Origin of the sequence: Acetobacter sp. DsW_059 (assembly GCF_002153695.1) — a bacterium.
GTDB lineage: Bacteria > Pseudomonadota > Alphaproteobacteria > Acetobacterales > Acetobacteraceae > Acetobacter > Acetobacter thailandicus.
The window spans coordinates 134,534-153,572 of sequence record NZ_JOPI01000016.1 but is presented as its reverse complement, the minus strand read 5'-3'; the positions used below and the strand labels follow the sequence as shown (position 1 = coordinate 153,572).

Genomic DNA, 19,039 nt, shown 5'->3' with positions numbered 1-19,039 from the left:
TAAATAATTAATATTATATATAATTTTAAAAATAACATATTGAAATAAAATAAAAAATTATATTTTATAAAGTATTTATAGGTTTGTGTGGCATGTAAGGGATATAATGACAGATCTTTTTGACGGGCATTATGTCGGGGCTTCCCGACCTCTTGGTCTGCCGGGTGATTGTGTTAGCACTGCTACGTATGGAGGCGCGGATAACTGTTATCGTTATACACTCCGGCGTGTATGGGATGAAACTTTGCCGTCGGTTATGTGGCTTATGATGAACCCGTCTGTTGCGACTGAATATGGCGATGACAGAACTGTTGCAAAATGCCAGCGTTATGCCCGGGCATGGGGGTACGGTTCCGTCCTTATCGGGAATAGTTTTGCTTACCGCTGTACAGATCAGATGCGTCTGGCTGAAGTGTCAGACCCTGTAGGCCCCCGGAATGATACTGAATTGCTCAGCATGGCGTCTGAGGCAGATAAAGTGATAGCGGCTTATGGCTCTCCCAGAATTAAGGCGTTACTGGCGCGCGGACCTGATGTCGTGCGTCTTTTCCAGTCTCATAATATACCGGTTTATGCACTGAAGGTTGGTCAAAACGGGCGACCCTGCCACCCTTTATATTTATCCGGTGATCTGTTGCCGTTTCAGTTGTCTGACCAGCTGTAGCCGGGTCACAGGTTGCGTTATGTTAATCTTTTATAATAAAGATTTTTTTCGTTAATTTTGGTGCCATGAAGATGTCGCAAAAACAAGAGAGAGTATCTCTTCCATATGAGGGGAACCGGATGACCAGCATATCAGATAAGAAAAATTTTCTTCAGGATGGCCGTGCCGGGGATAACAGGTTTGCTGCCATGCTCGATCGGCTTGGCGAGGTTGCCGTTCGTACCGGGCTAAATATTAAACCAGGGCAGCAGCTGATCATCACCGCGCCGCTTGAGAGTGCTCCTCTGGTGCGTCGCATTACCGAGCATGCTTACAAAGCAGGTTCATCTCTGGTCACCACATTTTATTCAGATGATGAAGCAACCCTGGCGCGCTATCGCTATGGGCATGACGAGACGTTCGATACAGCTGCGGGCTGGCTGGCGCATGGTATGACAGAGGGCTTTCGTGAAGGTGCGGCCCGTCTGGCTATCACAGGCTCTGATCCCGTTTTGCTCGCTGACCAGGACCCTTCCCGTATTTCCCGTGCAGCCCGTGCGGCTTCTGTGGTGAACCGGCCTGCAATGAAAATTATCACCAGTTTTGATGTGAACTGGACAATTGTTGCCGCCTCTACAGTCGCCTGGGCACGTCAGGTCTTTCCGTTTCTGCAGGATGATGAGGCTGTCAGTGAGTTATGGCAGGCTATTTTTAAGGCCTCGCGTATTACAGGAGGGGATCCGGTAGCAGAGTGGGCGGCTCATAATACACAGTTGCATAAACGGGCAGCTTTCCTGAACGATGCGCGTTATGAGGCTTTGCATTTTACCGGGCCAGGTACTGACCTGACCGTTGGGCTGGCAGATGGACACCACTGGGCTGGTGGAGCAGAAAAAGCCGGTAATGGTGTGATCTGCAATCCCAACCTTCCGACAGAGGAGGTGTTTACAACGCCTCACCGTCTTAAAGTTGAAGGGCACGTTGTCAGCAGTAAACCGCTTTTTCATCAGGGTTCGCTGATTGATGGCATTTCTGTTCGCTTTGAAGGCGGCAAAATTACTGAAATGCATGCTGTTAAAGGGCAGGATGTGCTGGCCCGTATTCTCGATACAGATGAAGGTGCCCGCAGGCTGGGGGAGGTCGCTCTGGTTCCTCATTCCTCCCCTATTTCTCAAAGCGGTGTCTTATTTAAGAATACATTGTTTGACGAAAATGCAGCCAGTCACATTGCCCTTGGGCAGGCGTATTCTAAATGTATGCGTGATGCTGAAGGGCTTGATGATACAGCTCTTGCGGCGCGTGGAGCCAATAACAGCATCCTTCATATCGACTGGATGATCGGCTCCGGCGAAACTGATGTTGATGGCCTGACGTCTGACGGGCAGCGCGTAAAGCTAATGCGCAAGGGCGAATGGGTTATTTCTTAATAGCGGAAAGGTAGCGCAATGTTTAACCAGAAAAAAACTCTCTTTCATCCGGTGAAGATGCTGGCCGTTGCTGCTCTGGCTGTGTCCTGCTCAGGTTTATCAGCTTTTGCCCAGACAACAGCCGCAGGAGGAAATGGTGCAGCGCCCGCTTTGTCAGCGCAGCAGGTTCTCGCTATGCGCCAGGAAATGACTTCAGCGCTGAATTATAAGCTGTCACCTGATGTTCTGCCGCGGCTGACAAGCACGCTTCAGGCCATTCATGCCGCTGGTATTCAGCCACCCGGGCGTGCAGGCATGTCTCTTGCACAGCAGATTGATATGGTCTCGAAAACAGATAAGCTTGAGCCTATTCTTAAGGCGAATGGTTTTACAGCGCGTGACTTTGTTATGAGCCTGACCTGTGTGGGCCTAACTGGCAGCCTGATGAATGTGCAGGGGCATAGTGGTATCCCGCAGCCTGATGCGCAGAATGTTGCCTTGCTAAAAGCACACCCGGATCAGTTGCAGGCTCTTATTGCTGTGCTGCGTTCTGAAAGCGGGCAATAACCGGCTTATAATTTCTGGTCTTTTATGACTGGCAGAGACAGGGACTGTAATGTCCCTGTCATGCTGAAATCGCCAAAATCGAGCGTTATCGTGTCAGATACACCATTTTTAAAATAACTTTGCTCAAGCGTGTAGTCTGGCATCATTTCTGTGGTGTCATGAGCGAAATAAGCAAGTGTCACCCTCGTTTCAGGCAGGTTTGTCAGTGCAGGGAAAGCTGGTGCGGCAGCAGGTTTTTGCCAGCCAGTGAGAGTTGCAAAAGTATAGAGCGAACCGTCCTCATCTGTTCCGTCAAAAAGCCTGAGTGCAAGACTGTTTTTCCCATCTGAGGCAGCTGACAGGATGGCTGCTGTATGATGAACCGGGAACAGCACATCTGCTGATAAGGGAAGAGTTTTTTTCAGAGGCTGAGCATATTCGATATGTCCGTCTGTGCCGGTGCGTGTTGCCTTGCCTGAGATCGTACGAATAATAATATTGTCTGCCTGCTGGCGTGTCTGAAAAATAAAGCTGTGGCCATCTTTACTTTCTGTCGCGGTGTAATCCGAGACAAGATGTTCGGTTTTTCCCGTTGCCGAGGTACGTTCAACATCAATGTGCTGGTGGGTTAGCCAGCTCGCGGGTGTTTCTTTAAGCTCGTAGTACATCGTGCCACTGGCAGAGCGTGTGCTGTGCCCGGTTGATGTCACGAGAGTCAGCTTATAGTGGGCATCCTGGCCGGAGAGCCACGACATAGTATTCTGTGCCGGTGTATCAGCCAGTGTAGCAGGAGAAAAAATCAGAGAAACGAGAAGTGTGCGGGTAAGGCACCGGACGGAAAAAAACATACGTTATAAAAAACGATGCGGGGTCATCATGCAACCACCCCGCATCATAATGTTCAGAGTGTTCAGGCCTTGTCGCTGTCTGTTTTAACTTTGGGTTTAGGCGGGTTAATTGTCAGTGACAGTTCTTTCAGGCGTTCAGGCGTTGTCGGGGCCGGGGCATTCATCATCAGGTCTTCGCCCTGCTGGTTGAGCGGGAAGAGGATGACCTCACGAATGTTAGGCTCATCTGCCAGCATCATGACAATACGGTCTACACCAGGGGCTGAGCCACCATGTGGTGGTGCACCATAACGGAACGCATTGAGCATACCGCCAAAGCGGGCTTCAACTTCGCTTTCAGGATAACCGGCGATTTCAAAAGCGCGGATCATCACTTCCGGCAGATGGTTACGCACCGCACCTGAAGAGAGTTCAATACCGTTACACACAATGTCATACTGGTAGGCGTTGATGGTCAGCGGGTCCTGTGTGTTCAGGGCCTCAAGGCCGCCTTGTGGCATAGAGAACGGGTTGTGTGAGAAGTCGATACGCCCGGTCTCTTCGTTGAGTTCATACATCGGGAAGTCGGTGATCCAGCAGAAGCGGAAGGCATTTTTCTCAATCAGGTCGAGTTCTTCAGCAATGCGGGTGCGCACCAGGCCAGAGAATTTCGCAACATCGTCTCCTTTACCTGCAGCAAAGAAAACAGCATCACCACTTTTCAGCCCCAGCTGTGTGCGGATCGCTTCAACACGGTCAGCTTCAAGGTTTTTCGCAATCGGGCCTTTGCCGCCCTCTTCAGTAAAGGTGATGTAGCCCAGGCCACCAGCACCGTTTTCGCGGGCCCAGTTATTGAGTTTATCAAAGAAGCCACGGGGTTTATCGCCCGCACCTGGTGCCGGAATGGCACGAATTTCGCCTTTATCCGCAGCGATTCGGGCAAACAGACCAAAGCCTGATTCAGCAAAGGATTCCGTTACATCTGAGATCAGCAGCGGGTTGCGCAGGTCAGGTTTGTCAGAGCCATAAACTTTCATGGCACGGGCGTATGGAATACGTTCAAATGGTGCCTGACTGACGGTGCGGCCATTGCTGAACTCTGAAAAAAGACCAGACATAACATCTTCAACCACAGCAAAAATTTCATCCTGCGTGGCAAAGGCCATTTCAAAGTCAAGCTGGTAGAACTCACCCGGTGAGCGGTCTGCGCGTGAGGCTTCATCGCGGAAACAGGGTGCGATCTGAAAATAGCGGTCAAAGCCTGCTACCATAGCGAGCTGCTTAAACTGCTGAGGGGCCTGAGGCAGTGCGTAGAACTTGCCAGGGTGCATACGGGCTGGCACCAGAAAGTCACGTGCGCCTTCAGGTGAGGAGGCGGTGAGGATGGGCGTTTGCAGCTCAACAAACCCAAGGCCTGTCATACGTTTGCGCATGCTCTGAATAACACGGGCACGCAGCAGCATGTTACGGTGCACACTGTCTCTGCGCAGGTCGATGTAGCGGTAGCGCAGGCGCAGGTCTTCAGGGTAGTTTTCGTGGCCGGCAACCTGAAAAGGCAATACAGCTGCGGCTGACTGCACAGTAAATTCGCGGGCGCGCAGTTCAATATCACCTGTCGCCAGTTCAGCATTGCGTGTGCCGGCTTCGCGTTCAACAACTTCACCAGTAACAGTCACAACGCTTTCAGCGCGAATGCTCTCAGCCTGTTCGAGGACGGGTGATCCTGCAGGAATAACAATCTGAGTAATGCCTGTTTCATCGCGCAGGTCGATAAACAACAGTCCGCCGTGGTCCCGTTTGCTATGGACCCAGCCAGACAGGCGAACTGTGGAGCCGGCATCGCCCGCACGAAGTGCTGAGCAGCTATGGGTACGGTAAGGGTGCATTCTCTCGTCCTGCGTTTCTGGCCCGGCTTTCTTTATTATGCCGGGGCGTGAATCTTTGTGTTCAGCCGTATAGCCGGTTTTTATGTGTGCTGTCAGCCTGCTAAGCAGAGTCGTTCTCCGGCATTGCTTCTGAGTGTTTTTTTATGGTAGAGCCGCACACGCTGTGCAGACACCCCTGGAGGTCTGCCGCGTTATTGTTTTTTTAGGAGAGTTTATCGTGTCTAAATTTGTATCGATTGAAGCTTCGAAGCGTGCGAAGGCTGGTAAGGGGGCAGCGCGTGCAACGAGGCGTGCTGGTCTGGTACCCGCAGTTATCTATGGTGGAAAAAAAGAGCCGGCTCTGATCGCTCTTGACCCGCGCATTATCATCAAAGGCATTCAGACCTCTGGCTGGCGTTCACGCGTATACCAGATTAAAATTGCAGATGGTGGTTCTGAGCGCGCGCTGATTCGTGACATTCAGTTCCATCCGGTTAAAGATACTCCTGAGCATGTTGACTTCCTGCGTCTGTCAGCTGGTCAGCGCGTTACAGTTGAAGTTTCTGTTCACGTGACCGGCGAAGACGATGCTCCTGGCATTAAGCGCGGTGGTGTTCTGAACCTTGTGCGTCACACGGTTGAAGTTGAAGCTGACGCAGAGCACATTCCTGAGTTCTTTACTGTTGATCTGTCAAAACTCGACATCAACGATAACGTTCGCTGGGAAGACCTCGAAGGCACACAGCACGTTACACCTGTTCTTCAGATCCCTAACTTCGTTATTGCAACGATCGCTGCTCCGACAGTTGAATCTGCAGGCGAAGAAGGTGAAGGTGCTGCTGAAGCAGGCGAAGCCTGATCTGAGCGCGTTTTGGGGGTGCACCTTTTCTGGTGCACCTCTTTCCGTTTTATCACGAGAATACAGGACCAGTTATGTTGCTCTGGGCCGGGCTTGGTAATCCTGAGCCGTCGATGTGCCGGCAACGGCATAATATTGGTTTTATGGCTGTCGGGGCAATTGCCCGCCGTTATGGTTTTGCACCGTGGCGCAGCCGCTTTAAAGGGGAAACAGCCGAAGGCCGCATAGGTGCGCATAAGGTTATGCTTCTCCGCCCTATGACCTATATGAACCTTTCAGGCGAAAGTGTTCAGGAAGCAATGGCTTTCTATAAGATTTCTCCTGAGAATCTTACAGCGTTTCATGATGAGCTTGACCTGGTGCCAGGTAAGGTAAGGGTAAAGCGCGGTGGTGGTGCTGCCGGTCATAATGGACTGCGCTCGATTGATAAAATGATTGGTACCCCCGACTACTGGCGTGTCAGGCTGGGCATAGGTCACCCTGGTGCGAGAGAGCGGGTGAATTCGTGGGTTTTAGGAAATTTTTCAGAGGCTGAGCGTCAGGAATGGCTCGACTCGCTTCTGGAGAGAGTTGCCGATGCGGCACCGCTTCTGGCTGACGGAAAGCTGGATAAGTTTACAACTGAGATTGCATTGCCAGAAGGGAACCGGGGCTGATGGGATTTAACTGTGGTATTGTGGGTTTGCCAAATGTTGGAAAATCTACTCTTTTTAATGCCCTGACCGCGACAGCTGCCGCACAGGCTGCTAATTATCCTTTCTGTACCATTGAGCCTAATACGGGCCGTGTGGCTGTGCCTGACCCACGCCTTGATGCTCTGGTCAAAATTGGTAAATCGCAAAAGACTGTTCCGACAAGCCTTGAGTTTGTTGATATTGCCGGGCTGGTACGTGGTGCGTCACGGGGAGAAGGCCTGGGGAATCAGTTCCTCGCTAATATTCGTGAGGTTGACGCAATTATTCACGTTCTGCGTTGCTTCGAGGATGAAGATATTACGCATGTTGAGGGCAGTGTAGACCCTCTGCGTGATGCTGAAATTATTGAAACAGAGCTGATGCTCGCTGACCTGGAGTCGCTTGAAAAACGCCTGCCAGGTTTGCAGAAACGCGCAAAAAATCGTGATGCGGAAGCACTGGCACAGATCGCCCTGGCTGAACCTCTGATTGAAGCCCTGAAAGAGGGACGACCAGCCAGAACGGCTATTCCGGAAGGGCAGGAAGAGGCTGTAAAACGCCTTAATCTGATGACCAGCAAGCCGGTTTTGTATGTTTGTAATGTTGAGGAAGATTCCGCTTCAACCGGCAATGAGTTTTCTGAAAAAGTGCTGGCAAAGGCTGCCTCTGAAGGTGCGGCAGCGGTGATCGTTTCTGCTGCAATTGAGGCTGAAGTGAGCCAGCTGGCAGATGATGAGCGTCGTGAATTTCTCGATGGTCTTGGTCTGAAGGATAGCGGCCTCGACCGTGTTATTGCAGCGGGTTACGCTTTGCTGGGGCTGCGTACATACTTTACAGTCGGTCCTAAAGAAGCGCGTGCCTGGACTATTACTGCCGGAACTAAAGCACCACAGGCTGCTGCAGTTATTCACAATGATTTTGAACGCGGCTTTATTGCCTGCGAAACAATCTCGTATAATGATTATGTGCAGTGCAACGGAGAGGCTGGGGCAAAAGAAGCTGGGCGTCTGCGTATTGAAGGGCGGGACTATGTTGTGCAGGATGGAGATGTTCTGCTGTTCCGCTTTAACGTATAGTCAGACTTTTATACTATCCGACTGACTGCAACCGAGTGAAAGATGGAGATGGAAAGCGCCATTATGACGGCGGGTGAAGAACGAGCTGAGACCGGGCAGCTGACTGAAACCGAAGGGATGACTGGCCTTGCGCGTCGGGCCCGTCGGGCTACGGTGGAGCTGGCAGTCTGCCCGGCTTCGACGCGTGATAAGGCGCTGTGGGCCGCGGCTGCAGCCCTGCGCGAGTCTTCGCAGGCTATTCTTGAGGCAAATACTCAGGATCTTTCACTCTCCTCCGCCACGAGTGAGGCGTTTCTTGATCGCCTGAGGCTGACACCTGAACGTGTTGAGGCTATGGCGCGCGGCCTTGAGGATATGGCCGACCTTCAGGATCCGGTCGGGCGTGTACTTGAGGAATGGACCCGCCCAAACGGTCTGCGTATTCGCCGTGTTGCGACTCCGGTTGGTGTCATTGGTGTGATTTATGAAAGCCGCCCTAATGTGGGGGCTGATGCTGCGGGTCTCTGTATTAAATCGGGTAATGCTGTGCTTCTGCGCGGTGGCTCAGAAAGTATCCATACCGCACGGGCTATTCATAAAGCGATGCAGGCCGGGCTGCGGGCTGCCGGGCTGCCTGAAGATGCTGTTTTGATTGCACCTGATGCTGACCGTAAGCATGTGGCTGAAATGCTGAGTGCCGCCGGTCTGATTGACCTGCTTATTCCGCGTGGTGGCCGCTCTCTGGTTGAGCGTGTTCAGCGTGAGGCACGGGTGCCTGTGCTCGCACACGCTGAGGGGCTGTGTCACACTTATATCCATGCCGCAGCAGATCATAATATGGCACGTCGTATTGTTGCGAATGCCAAAATGCGTCGTGTTGGTATCTGCGGTGCGACAGAGACACTGCTGGTTGATGCTGCTATTGCTCCGGCCATTCTCCCTCTGATCGTTTCAGACCTTCAGGAGCTGGGCTGTACGTTTAAAGCCGATAATGCTGCGAGAAGGATTGTACCTTCTCTGCCTGCTGCGACAGAGCAGGATTTTGATACAGAATGGCTTGATGCAATTCTGAATATTGCTGTTGTTGACGGTGTTGATGAAGCACTGGAGCACATCAGGCAGCATAGTTCCTCGCATACTGAGGCGATCATTACAGCAGATGAAGTGGCAGCAACGCGCTTTATGAACGGCACAGACAGTGCTGTTGTGATGTGGAATGCCTCAACCCAGTTCTGTGACGGCGGCGAGTTTGGTTTTGGCGCAGAAATTGGCATTGCAACCGGGCGTTTTCATGCGCGTGGGCCTGTTGGTGTCGAGCAGCTGACAACCTTTCGCTATGAAGTCATCGGTACGGGGCAGGTCAGGTCCTGACAGCTGTGTGCTCTGGTCAGGCTATACCGACATACGGCGATAAACGCCGTATGCGGATTGGTCTTCTTGGTGGGTCCTTTAATCCGGCGCACAGAGGGCACCTGGCCCTTGCACATATCGCTTTGCGCAGTCTGGCTCTTGATCAGGTGTGGCTGATGGTCTCACCAGGTAACCCGCTTAAAGCCGGGCGCGATATGGCTGCATTTGAGCAGCGTATGGAGTCGGTTCGTCATCTGGTTGACGATCCCCGTCTGGTTGTGACAGATATCGAGCCTCGTCTGGGCACCCGCTATACGGTTGATACAGTGCGTAAGCTGCACAGGCGCTTTCCTTTAGCGCATTTTGTATGGCTGACCGGGGCCGATGGCCTTGTTACCCTGTCACGCTGGAAAGGGTGGCATCAGCTGGTTAAGGCCATACCTGTGGCAGTTATGCCAAGGCCCGGGCACAATTATGCGGCTTTACACAGTGCTGCTGGCCGTTATATGGCCCGGTGGCGTATACCTTCACGATGTGCTTCTTTGCTGCCTGAGCAAAAACCCCCTGTATGGGTGTTTATGTCAGGCCCGCAGGATGAGATATCGTCAACATCTATTCGACAGAGAGGGCATTTCAGGGTGGCGCAGGCCACACCACAGCCTCTCGGTAAGTTATTTTCAGGAGAACGGTCATAACCACTCAGCCACCCTCTGATGCGCCAAAGGGCGAGCATCCCCCTGTTACACCTGCAAAAAAAACCAGCACCAGAGCGGCTGCGGGCACAGGCAGAAAAAAAGCGGCAGCAGCCGGCCCGGCAGGTAAAGTAAAAAGCCAGCGTGTCAGCTCAGGTCTGCTTGAGCAGTCTCTTGCTGTTATTCTGGCCAGTCTTGATGATGACAAGGCTGAGAATATTGTGACGATTGACCTGACAGGTCGTGCGTCATTTGCTGATAAAATGGTTGTTGCAACCGGTCTGGCTGACCGTCAGATTGCGGCTATGGCACAGCATATTGAGCGTAAACTCAAAGAAATTGGCCTGAAACGTATGATCGTTGAAGGAGCTAACGGCTCTGACTGGGTTCTGCTTGATACAGGTGATATTATCGTTCATCTGTTTAAGCCTGAATCGCGTGAGCTGTATGGTCTTGAGAAGATGTGGGGCGCAGAGTTTGACGATGAAGCCGCGCAGCCTGTCGCAGGTGCCTGAAACCTGCTCTGATCATCTGACGTTTCAGGAGGTCATGCTGTCGTTATGAAGCTCGTTGCTGTTGGTCGTATGAAAGACAAAAACGAGCGGGCCCTTGTTGAGCGGTATCTGAAGCGGCTTCGTCCGGGGCTTGATATCGCTGAACTCGCAGATGGTCGCGGCAGCGCTGATGAAATAAAGCGGCGGGAGGCGCAGGCAATTTTGTCGGCCTGTCCGCCTCAGGCGTTTGTTATTGTGCTGGATGAATCTGGTCGAAATTTTAGTAGTCCTGCTTTATCAGAAGCCATGGCAGACTGGTCAGCTCTGGGTCGCCCGCTTTGTTTTGTAATTGGCGGAGCCGAGGGGCTTGATGCTTCAGTTATGGCAAGAGCTGATGCCGCGTTGTCTTTTGGAACGCTTACCTGGCCGCATATGCTGGTGCGGATTATGCTGGTCGAACAGATTTATCGTGCACAGATGATTGCCTCAGGGCACCCGTACCATCGTTCCGGGCGCCCCTGACAGAGGTTTATTGCTGAACAGCCGGGTTTTCCCACTTTTTAAAGTGTTCGCGCAGGGTGTCAGTAAAGCTGGTAATGACCGGTATATTTTCACCCTCTCTTACTGCAATCGCAAGGGTCGCATACGGGGCTGGTTCACTTATCGTGTGAAACGTTACGCCCCCTGCGTGAATTTGCCTGAGGGAGTCCGGTACAACTGACACACCAAATCCTGCAGCGACCAGTGGCACGATACCAGCAATCTGCGGAGCCTGCTGCCCCAGCTTAGGCGTAACCCCCGCCCGCTGATAAGCTGAGAGAATGGCATCGTGAAATCCAGGACCAAGCTCGCGCGGAAAGAGGATGAGCGGGTCGTGCGCCAGCATATCCAGGCTGAGTGTTGTGTGGTGCGAAAGTGGGTGTCCATGTGGCAGGGCAATGACGGTTGGTTCATCAAGCAGATGCGAAACGGTAAGGCGTGACAGATCAGGCGCTGACGGACGAATGATGGCAACGTCAATGGCCGAGGCATGGAGGGCTGCACACAAAGCCGGTGTGTTACTTTCTTCCATTGATAAGGTGACATCAGGAGCGGCATCGCGAAATGCCCGGATGGCAGAGGGGATAATGGGGAGAAGAGGTACAGCTCCTGCCAGTCCAAGCCGGATGTGCCCGGCTTCACCCCGTGCCATACCTCTGGCAGTAATCAGAAATTGCTGTTGTAATTCGAGGATGGCCTGAGCGCGGGGCAGGAGGGCTTTGCCGGTGGGGGTTAGAGCAACACCTCGTGTCTGTCGCTCAAAAAGCTGAACGTCGAGTTCATTTTCAAGCTGACGAATTTGCTGACTTAATGGCGGCTGTTCAATGCCAAGCTGCTTTGCTGCCCGTGTAATGCTGCCCTGTTTTGCAACGGCTGTGAAATATCGTAATTGCCTTATATCCATAATTATTAACAGTTTATCCTGTTACTGGTCATGCTGGTATCTGCCGGGGTTCTCCCTATCATAAAAATGTGCTGAGGGCATTTTTAAAAAGCGGATGCAGGATATGGTATCAGGTATTTGCAGCCTTATATTCTGGCTTTGATATATTTTTTATGTATGTATTTTGTTTTATCTATAGGGTGTAGTATATGTCACGTGAGGCAGATTTACACCATGCTTTTGCGTGTTCTGTTTGCGTAACGGAGAGGTTTTGATGAAAATTGGTTTGTTCATTCCGTGTTATATCGATGCGTTTTACCCAGGCGCGGGTATTGCGACGCTTGAGCTGCTTGAAAAACTCGGACAGGACGTTGACTACCCGTTAAATCAGACCTGCTGCGGTCAGCCTATGGCGAACTCAGGGTGCAATTCTGATGCTGCCGGGGCTGAAGACCTGTTTGTAAAGAACTTTGCACAATATGATGCTATCGTTATGCCGTCGGGCAGCTGTGCGCATCATGTACGTGATAATTTTGATGCGATCCCGCAAAGTGAAGCCGTAACGCATGTGCGTCAGAACACCTATGAACTTGTTGAATTTTTGCATGATGTGCTGAAGGTCGATGCATTTCCATGGGCTGAATTTCCGCACAGGGTCGGGTTGCATAACAGTTGTGGCACGCTGCGGTCTCTGCGCACAGCGAGTATGTCAGAACTGGGTGAACCTTTCTTTTCAAAGCCGATGGATCTGCTTCAGAAAGTTAAGGGTATTTCGTTTGCTAAGCCTTCAAGGCCTGATGAATGCTGTGGTTTCGGTGGTACCTTCTCCGTGACGGAAGAAGCCGTATCAGCGCGTATGGGCCTTGATAAGGTAACAGACCATTATAACGCCGGGGCAGAGTATATCGTATCGGCTGATACCTCGTGCATGATGCATCAGGAAGGATGTGCAAAACGTGCGGGTGTGCCTGTTCGTTTTATTCATATTGCTGAGATTCTGAACGGAGCACGTTCATGAAGGTTAAGCCAGTTAATCACGCAAAAGCCGCTGAAGTTTTTTTGCAGGATGAGCCGCATCTGAAGTTCCATGATGAAAGATTGTGGGATATGCGCCAGAAGCGCGATCAGCAGATGCATATTCTGCCTGAATGGCAGGAGCTGCGTGCCCGCGCGTCAGAGATCAAAGAGCATACTCTGGCACATTTGCCTGAATATCTTGAGCAGTTTGAGGCGAATGCGAAAAAAAACGGTATTCATGTACACTGGGCCGCAGATGCCGGAGAGCATAACCGTATTGCCGGCGAAATTCTTGAAAAACACAGAGCGAAATCTCTGATCAAGAGTAAGTCCATGGTGACGGAAGAATGCGATATGCGCGGTTATCTTGAGCCACGGGGCATCACCGTGACCGAGACAGACCTTGGCGAACGTATTCAGCAGCTTGATAATCAGATGCCAAGCCATGTTGTTGTGCCGGCTGTGCATAAGCTGATTCCCGATGTTGCAAAGGTTTTTGCGGAAAATTATCAGACTGACCCGAACGAGCGCGATCCGCATGCTCTGGCAGAGGCCCAGCGTGAGGCCGCCCGGCCGGTTATTCTCTCAGCTGATGCGGGGATGACGGGTGGCAATTTTCTTGTCGCAGAGACAGGTACTTTTGTTGTCTGTACCAACGAGGGTAATGCGGACCTGAGTTCAACTGTTACCGGCCTGCATATTGCAACCCTCGGGATTGAGCGGATTATACCGCGTATGGCCGACTTAGGTGTTTTTGTGCGCCTGTTATCACGCAGTGCACTTGGTTCGCCTATTACTCAGTACACAACGCATTTTCGTGGCCCGCAGAAGGGGGGCGAAATGCATGTGATACTTGTTGATAACGGGCGTTCGCAGCGTCTGGGTATGGATGATTTCTGGACATCTCTGAAATGTATTCGCTGTGGTGCCTGTATGAATACCTGTCCGGTCTATCGTCGTTCAGGCGGGCTGTCATACGGTGCTGTTTACTCCGGGCCTATTGGTTCTATTCTCGACCCGACATTTAACGAGCGTAAATACAGCACGCTGCCATTTGCCTCGACGATGAACGGCAGCTGCACCAACGTCTGCCCTGTCAAAATTAATATTCATGAGCAGCTTTATAAATGGCGCAGAGTGCTGGCAGAGCACCATGAAATTCCGTTTGTGAAACGTGAGCTGATGCGCATGGCCGGCAGGATCATGGGCAAGCCTGTGCTGTATCGTGCGGCCATTAACAGCACTAATGCAGCGCTGGGTAATCTGCCACGTGTTGCTTTGTATAACTGGATGAACCCCTGGGGTAAGAACAGGGAGTTACCTCCTGCTGCAAAACAGAGTTTTCACAGCTGGTATAAAGAAAATCGCCTGAAGAAGGAGAAAGCATAATGAGCTCTCGCGAGATGATCCTGGCCAGGCTGCGCAGCAATCGTCCTGATCCTGATGTGTATCTTTTACCGGACATTGCCATTCTTGGTGACCAGGATCGCAGCCGCGCGCGCTTTGAAACTTCTCTTGCAGGTATGGGTGGAGCAGTGCTTGAACGGCAGGGAGAGGAAACCCTGGCGGCAGCTGTGGCACGTCGTTTTCCTGATGCAAAAATCATTTGCTCAGCCGTGCCTGATTATGAAGGTACGCTGCGTATTGAAGATGTGACCTCACCTCAGCAGGCCGCTGAGACGGACGTGATGGTTGTGCGTGCCCCTTTTGGTATTGCAGAGACGGGATCAGTTTTTCTCAGTGAGGCACAGCTTAATCATCTGAACTCTGCGGCACATCTGGCTCAGCATCTTGTTGTCATTCTTTCAGAGAAGAACATCACAGCGAATATGCACACAGCTTATACCGAGCGGCAGGAGTTTCATACCGCGCATTATGGTGTGCTGATGAGTGGCCCGTCAGCAACGGCTGATATTCAGGGCGTGCTTATTCGCGGTGCCCAGGGGGTACGCAGCCTGTCTGTCTGGTGGGAATAATTTTTTAATGATCTGCGTTGCAGATTTTGCCTGAGCGTTAGTTATTAATCGGAATTGTCACGATTGCCCCGGGGTTTTTCGTGGTTTTTGAAAGCTCAAGCAAAATTTGCAGCATGGTAAAAGCCAGCTTGCTGTCAAAATCATTATCAGAAATCCAGTAATAACGATTTTTATAATCAACGGTGGCGAATGACGTGGCGGGTGGTTCACGGCTGACATTCACATTGACAATAGGCTTGGTTTCACGTCCGACCAGCCTGACCCGTGCCAGCGTTTTGCCTGAGGTAACGTCTTCAGGTGGCACTTCAATCTGATAGGCAATCTGACCCAGCACACTCAGCATGGTGCGTGTCAGTAGTCTGATTTGTCCTTTGCGCGGGCTGCCTGCACCATAAACGACTTCAACACGTTCATCATTCTGCGGCATGCTGAAAAAACGGCGGGTTTCAAAAACAACTTCTGAGAGAATTGGGTCTTTTGTTGAGGAAATGCTCAGAAAGACATGGTTCGCGGCTGATGGCTTGCCGCTCGCATCAAGAGTTTGTTCAAGCTGAATACCTAAAAGTCCTGCGACCTGAAGCAGGCGAAGGTCATGAATAAGCTCGAAAAACTCTGGTGAACCACGGCCGACGTCACCGCCAATTGCACCGGCGTTACTGATCATATTGACTGATTGTACGGATAGTCGAAACAGCACATCAATGGGCAGCCCTCCCATAGCGAGCGGTAACAGGCTGGCGGGCGGTAACGGGCGCAGAAAGCTTTGTGCGTAGGCATCACCCGTGACGGGCTGGAAGGTAAAAGTCGGGCTTTCCTGCACCTGTACAGACAGAGCACCGCCGGGACGAAACGGCACGACGTCTGTGTTGGCATTGAGCGACGCAGAGCGCTGGAGCTGATAGCCGGAAATAAGCTGTGTTGTGTCAAGAAAACCAGGAGTGTCAGCATAGCGCAGGCTGACAACATTGAGCAGTGTCTGGCGTTTGTTTGATTCAGTCAGAGCCCGGGAGTAGCTGTTCTGGTCTTTATCGAGTCTGTAGGCCCCCAGACCCAGGCAGCCATTGAGAAGTAAACAGGAACAACACAGGACTGTTTTGAAGAAAATATGCATCCGTCTCTATGGGGCCTGAGAGATGTGAGTAGTCGCCAGGAGGTCATATGCCTGACACAGTAAAGACGTGCTGTGTCAGGCCGAGAAACACCTATTCTCTTATGCGTTCGATCTGAGCACCACAGGCTGCCAGTTTACGCTCAACGGCCTCATAGCCCCGGTCGAGATGGTACACACGGCTCAGAGTTGTTTCCCCCTGAGCGGCAAGACCAGCAAGAATCAGCGAGAAAGAAGCCCGCAGATCTGTTGCCATAACCGGAGCCCCGGAGAGAAGTTTTACACCACGAATAATGGCTGACGAACCATGAACATTGATGCGAGCACCCATGCGCACCAGTTCAGGCACATGCATAAAGCGATTTTCAAAAATCGTTTCTGTGAGCATAGAAGCACCCTCAGCCACAGAAAGCAGTGTCATAAACTGGGCCTGCATATCGGTGGGGAAACCGGGGTATGGCTCGGTCATAATATCGACGCCACGAAGCGGGCCTGTACGACGCACCCGCAGAGCATTGTCCTCTTCACTGACTTCTACGCCGGCTTCTTCAAGGGTGCGGATAACTGCACCCAGGTGCTCGGCCTGTCCGCCAATCAGCCGCAGGTCGCCGCCTGTAATGGCTGCAGCACAGGCATAAGTACCGCATTCAATACGGTCAGCCATAATGTGGTGTTCAGCACCATGCAGAGCTTCAACGCCGTCAATAATAATGTGGCCGGTGCCTGCGCCGGTAATCTGTGCTCCCATGGCATTCAGGCAAGCCGCAAGGTCAGCCATTTCAGGCTCGCGTGCGGCATTAAGAATTTCGGTGCGTCCCTTTGCCAGGGTAGCTGCCATCATCAGGTTTTCTGTGGCCCCGACAGAGGCAAATGGCAAAGCGATACGGTCTCCTGTCAGACCATTGGGAGCGCTGGCGTTAATATAGCCATTCTCAAGAGTAATTTCTGCGCCGAGAGCCTCAAGCCCTCTGAGGTGCATATCTACCGGGCGGGTACCGATGGCACAGCCGCCGGGCAGAGAAACCCGCGCTTTACCACAGCGTGCCAGCAGCGGGCCGAGAACCAGAATAGAAGCCCGCATTTTAGAGACGATGTCATACGGGGCTTCAGTATTGGTGATTGTGCCACTGATGCACAGAGTGCTGTCATCACCATTGACGGCTTCAACTGTCATGCCATGCTGTGTCAGCAGGTCGCGCATTGTTGCGATATCATCAATGCGAGGGACGTTGCTGAGTATCAGACGTTCTGATGTTAACAGCCCGGCCACCAGTAGCTTCAGCGCAGCATTTTTTGCCCCGCCAATTGTGATGTCGCCGTGGAGAGGCCTGCCGCCCCGGATGATAAATCTGTCCATCGGTTTTACTCACATACGCGGGGTGGTGACACCAGATTGTTTCATATATTTGCCTGTGCGGTCAGCGTAGCTGGTTTCACAGGGTGTCTCACCTTTAAAGAAGAGAAACTGGCAAATACCTTCATTGGCGTAGATACGTGCCGGCAGAGGGGTTGTATTGCTGATTTCGATCGTGACCTGACCTTCCCACTCTGGTTCCAGAGGGGTGACATTCACAATAATACCGCAGCGTGCATAAGTTGATTTGCCAAGGCAGACGACCAGCACATCGCGGGGAATACGAAAATATTCAATGGTATGTGCCAAAACGAAGCTGTTTGGCGGGATGATGCACTGGTCTGCCTTGCGTGAAACAAAGCTGTCAGGTGAAAAATCCTTGGGGTCAACAATGGCGTTGTTGACGTCAGTAAAAATGCGGAACTCATCAGCAATACGCGCATCATAGCCGTAAGAGGACAGGCCATAGGAAATGACGCCATCGCGCTTCTGAGATTCGACAAATGGCTCAATCATACCGTGGTCCTGGGCCATCTGACGTATCCATGTATCGGGTAGCACGGGCATGTCAGTTCTTCTCCGGTAGTGCAGATTGTATCTGGTTATTTTGTTCTTCCTGCCGGGTGCGTGCCTGTTGTTTGCGACGTCGAAGGTTCGCACGCAGGGCAGCAGCCTCTTTTTCAGCACGTGCAGCTTTTGCTGCAAGAGTTTTTGCAGAAACGTTGGTGCCGGCAGAAGGGGGTAAGGACGAATCGGTCATAGAGTCCGAGGTCTGATAAGGTAAAACATTCACTGCGGTGAGTAGCAGAGCCTGGCAGATATGCCTAGCGGTAAGCGTCTTTTACGTCAGATATCCTGCCAGGTGCAGGGTGTGACGTGGCTGGTGCGCAGGCTGTCTTTGAAAGAAGAGGCACAGAGAGCTTCAAATTCAGCTTCGTGCTCATAAGCTGGCATGAGTTTTTGTATCAGCGTATTTTTATGCGTCGCCGGATGGAAATAAATTTCCGAGACGCCATCAGGTAAGTGTGTTGCCAGGGCGGAGACTCTTTGTGCCGTCATGTGACCGCTCCACGCCAGACCAAAACACCAGTCGTTGGTGACCATACCGGCCGAACGGATCTGATGGCGGAGCAGGCGTGTCCACTGCCTGAGCACGGCATCGCCAAAGCTGTCAGAGATTTTTTCTGAAGCTGCCAGAGGGGCTGGTGGTTCAAGGGGGGTACGAATGGCTCTCAGACCGTAGTTTTTGCCAATATCAATCATCATACGCGCTACAGTAGGGTGCAGGTGCATATGTTTATGGGCATTGGCGTGGTCGAGTGTCAGCCCTGTTTTACGGAAGGCTTCAAACTGCGCAGTAATTTCTTTGTGCAGCTGTTTGCGCCCTTGTGGACGAAAAAAATAGTCTACCCCGAGACCCAGTTGTGAAGAGGAAAACCAGCCGTCAGGCTGAGTGATCAGCGGCAGGCTGGTGTGTGGAAGAACCGAAGCGCCCTCAATTACCACCAGGTGCAGCCCGACATGCAGGCCGGGCAGGCGTTTGGCACGCTCGATAGCATCGGCGGCAGCCGGGCCGGCAACCATCAGGCTGGCAGTTGAAAGAACGCCTTCACGATAAGCAATCTCGATGGCTTCATTGACTTCGACAGACAGACCAAAATCGTCAGAGGAGATAATGGCACGCTTCATGGAGAGGTCTCCTGTCATATCGAAAGAGGCAGATGTCAGAGATATTCTGGTCGTGCAGAAA

General features: G+C 52.0%; 21 protein-coding genes. 13 read left to right on the top strand and 8 right to left on the bottom strand.

Translation table 11 applies throughout. The features are described 5' to 3' along the window. Positions 1-106 precede the first annotated feature (106 nt). The 3 genes from HK25_RS05030 (at position 107) to HK25_RS05020 (ending at position 2,616) form a co-directional block, all read left to right on the top strand. Positions 107-664 carry a DUF1643 domain-containing protein gene (locus tag HK25_RS05030; protein ID WP_086635510.1) on the top strand — a complete coding sequence of 186 codons (558 nt, stop codon included), beginning with the start codon at positions 107-109 and terminating at the stop codon, positions 662-664. Between the two features lie 188 nt (positions 665-852). Next, positions 853-2,070 carry an aminopeptidase gene (locus HK25_RS05025; RefSeq protein ID WP_233127705.1) on the top strand — a complete coding sequence of 406 codons (1,218 nt, stop codon included), beginning with the start codon at positions 853-855 and terminating at the stop codon, positions 2,068-2,070. Positions 2,071-2,088: 18 nt separating this feature from the next. Next, positions 2,089-2,616, top strand: coding sequence for a hypothetical protein (locus HK25_RS05020; RefSeq protein WP_086555252.1), 528 nt, complete (start codon positions 2,089-2,091; stop codon positions 2,614-2,616). 5 nt (positions 2,617-2,621) lie between these two features. On the opposite strand, the gene HK25_RS05015 is transcribed toward HK25_RS05020, so the two are convergent. After that, on the bottom strand, positions 2,622-3,350 hold the full coding sequence (locus HK25_RS05015) for an EipB family protein (protein WP_158092919.1): 729 nt from the start codon (positions 3,348-3,350) through the stop codon (positions 2,622-2,624). A 155-nt stretch (positions 3,351-3,505) separates the two neighbouring features. Next, positions 3,506-5,308 carry an aspartate--tRNA ligase gene (aspS, locus tag HK25_RS05010; protein WP_086635507.1) on the bottom strand — a complete coding sequence of 601 codons (1,803 nt, stop codon included), beginning with the start codon at positions 5,306-5,308 and terminating at the stop codon, positions 3,506-3,508. A 217-nt stretch (positions 5,309-5,525) separates the two neighbouring features. Between aspS and HK25_RS05005 the strand changes: the two genes are divergently transcribed. From HK25_RS05005 to HK25_RS04975, 7 genes are all read left to right on the top strand, one after another. Further along, the gene (locus HK25_RS05005) at positions 5,526-6,146 is read left to right on the top strand and encodes a 50S ribosomal protein L25/general stress protein Ctc (RefSeq protein WP_086555249.1); all 621 of its coding nucleotides are present in this window, start codon (positions 5,526-5,528) and stop codon (positions 6,144-6,146) included. 74 nt (positions 6,147-6,220) lie between these two features. Next, positions 6,221-6,802, top strand: coding sequence for an aminoacyl-tRNA hydrolase (pth, locus tag HK25_RS05000; RefSeq protein ID WP_086555248.1), 582 nt, complete (start codon positions 6,221-6,223; stop codon positions 6,800-6,802). Next, a complete protein-coding gene (gene ychF / locus HK25_RS04995) occupies positions 6,802-7,896 on the top strand; it encodes a redox-regulated ATPase YchF (protein ID WP_086555247.1) in 1,095 nt (364 codons plus the stop codon). The genes pth and ychF overlap by 1 nt, the downstream gene beginning before the upstream one ends. A gap of 63 nt (positions 7,897-7,959) precedes the next feature. After that, on the top strand, positions 7,960-9,246 hold the full coding sequence (locus HK25_RS04990; protein WP_086635522.1) for a glutamate-5-semialdehyde dehydrogenase: 1,287 nt from the start codon (positions 7,960-7,962) through the stop codon (positions 9,244-9,246). Beyond that, a complete protein-coding gene (locus tag HK25_RS04985; protein WP_369824731.1) occupies positions 9,243-9,920 on the top strand; it encodes a nicotinate-nucleotide adenylyltransferase in 678 nt (225 codons plus the stop codon). The genes HK25_RS04990 and HK25_RS04985 overlap by 4 nt, the downstream gene beginning before the upstream one ends. Beyond that, positions 9,917-10,432 carry a ribosome silencing factor gene (gene rsfS, locus HK25_RS04980; RefSeq protein ID WP_086555246.1) on the top strand — a complete coding sequence of 172 codons (516 nt, stop codon included), beginning with the start codon at positions 9,917-9,919 and terminating at the stop codon, positions 10,430-10,432. The genes HK25_RS04985 and rsfS overlap by 4 nt, the downstream gene beginning before the upstream one ends. A gap of 45 nt (positions 10,433-10,477) precedes the next feature. Next, entirely contained in the window at positions 10,478-10,933 is a 456-nt protein-coding gene (locus HK25_RS04975; RefSeq protein ID WP_086555245.1) for a 23S rRNA (pseudouridine(1915)-N(3))-methyltransferase RlmH, read from the top strand. 7 nt (positions 10,934-10,940) lie between these two features. Here the strand turns inward: HK25_RS04975 and HK25_RS04970 are convergent, their stop codons facing one another. Then, positions 10,941-11,855: a LysR family transcriptional regulator gene (locus HK25_RS04970; protein ID WP_086635506.1), complete on the bottom strand. Its 915-nt coding sequence runs from the start codon at positions 11,853-11,855 to the stop codon at positions 10,941-10,943. Positions 11,856-12,108: 253 nt separating this feature from the next. Between HK25_RS04970 and HK25_RS04965 the strand changes: the two genes are divergently transcribed. The 3 genes from HK25_RS04965 to HK25_RS04955 are packed head-to-tail and all read left to right on the top strand — an operon-like array spanning position 12,109 to position 14,827. Then, positions 12,109-12,852 (top strand): (Fe-S)-binding protein, encoded by a 744-nt coding sequence (locus tag HK25_RS04965; RefSeq protein ID WP_086555243.1) that lies wholly within the window; start codon positions 12,109-12,111, stop codon positions 12,850-12,852. After that, the gene (locus HK25_RS04960; RefSeq protein ID WP_086635505.1) at positions 12,849-14,240 is read left to right on the top strand and encodes a lactate utilization protein B; all 1,392 of its coding nucleotides are present in this window, start codon (positions 12,849-12,851) and stop codon (positions 14,238-14,240) included. Before HK25_RS04965 ends, HK25_RS04960 begins: the two co-directional genes overlap by 4 nt. Beyond that, on the top strand, positions 14,240-14,827 hold the full coding sequence (locus HK25_RS04955; protein WP_086635504.1) for an LUD domain-containing protein: 588 nt from the start codon (positions 14,240-14,242) through the stop codon (positions 14,825-14,827). Before HK25_RS04960 ends, HK25_RS04955 begins: the two co-directional genes overlap by 1 nt. Before the next feature lie 37 nt (positions 14,828-14,864). Here the strand turns inward: HK25_RS04955 and HK25_RS04950 are convergent, their stop codons facing one another. The 5 genes from HK25_RS04950 to hpnK form a co-directional block, all read right to left on the bottom strand. Further along, positions 14,865-15,938, bottom strand: coding sequence for a hypothetical protein (locus HK25_RS04950; protein ID WP_086555240.1), 1,074 nt, complete (start codon positions 15,936-15,938; stop codon positions 14,865-14,867). Between the two features lie 91 nt (positions 15,939-16,029). Continuing rightward, a complete protein-coding gene (gene murA, locus HK25_RS04945; RefSeq protein WP_086635503.1) occupies positions 16,030-17,292 on the bottom strand; it encodes a UDP-N-acetylglucosamine 1-carboxyvinyltransferase in 1,263 nt (420 codons plus the stop codon). Positions 17,293-17,301: 9 nt separating this feature from the next. Next, positions 17,302-17,856, bottom strand: a complete 555-nt coding sequence (gene dcd / locus HK25_RS04940) for a dCTP deaminase (RefSeq protein WP_086555238.1) — start codon at positions 17,854-17,856, stop codon at positions 17,302-17,304. A 1-nt stretch (position 17,857) separates the two neighbouring features. Continuing rightward, complete coding sequence (locus tag HK25_RS04935) at positions 17,858-18,049, bottom strand: hypothetical protein (protein ID WP_086555237.1); 192 nt, start codon at positions 18,047-18,049, stop codon at positions 17,858-17,860. A gap of 86 nt (positions 18,050-18,135) precedes the next feature. After that, positions 18,136-18,978, bottom strand: coding sequence for a hopanoid biosynthesis-associated protein HpnK (gene hpnK, locus HK25_RS04930; RefSeq protein WP_086635502.1), 843 nt, complete (start codon positions 18,976-18,978; stop codon positions 18,136-18,138). Between the last annotated feature and the right edge of the window lie 61 nt (positions 18,979-19,039).